General features: G+C 50.0%; 1 pseudogene. It reads right to left on the reverse strand.

Features of this window, described 5'->3' with window-relative positions:
- Positions 1-358, reverse strand: a pseudogene (locus AC056_RS19095) (hemagglutinin); the annotation flags it as partial.

The raw sequence follows: 358 nt of genomic DNA on the forward strand, positions 1-358 counted from the left end.
GTTCCCAGCAGCATCAATACCTGTCTTGGTCACACTTGGTCCACCAGCGATGGTTAATCCATTGCTATCCAGCTTGCTGTCACCTGTGGTTACGCTGTCCAGATCCAGATCACGATTCAGTCCATACTGAATTGTATTGCCAGTCTTGGTCACTTTCAGGTTCGTTTCACCCGCAACCGTACCAATATCTACCGTATCGCCAGCTTTGACTGCAGCCGCATTTGACCCATTGCTTTGTAAAGTCCAGCCTTTGTCTAATGCCGTGATCGCATCGCCTACGTTATTGACGTTGTTGCCATTCACGGTATAGGTTGGCGAGCTGACTGCACCGGTAGTACTGTCATAGCTTGCGCCACCA

Origin of the sequence: Acinetobacter genomosp. 33YU (assembly GCF_001990725.1) — a bacterium.
GTDB classification, from domain to species: domain Bacteria; phylum Pseudomonadota; class Gammaproteobacteria; order Pseudomonadales; family Moraxellaceae; genus Acinetobacter; species Acinetobacter seifertii.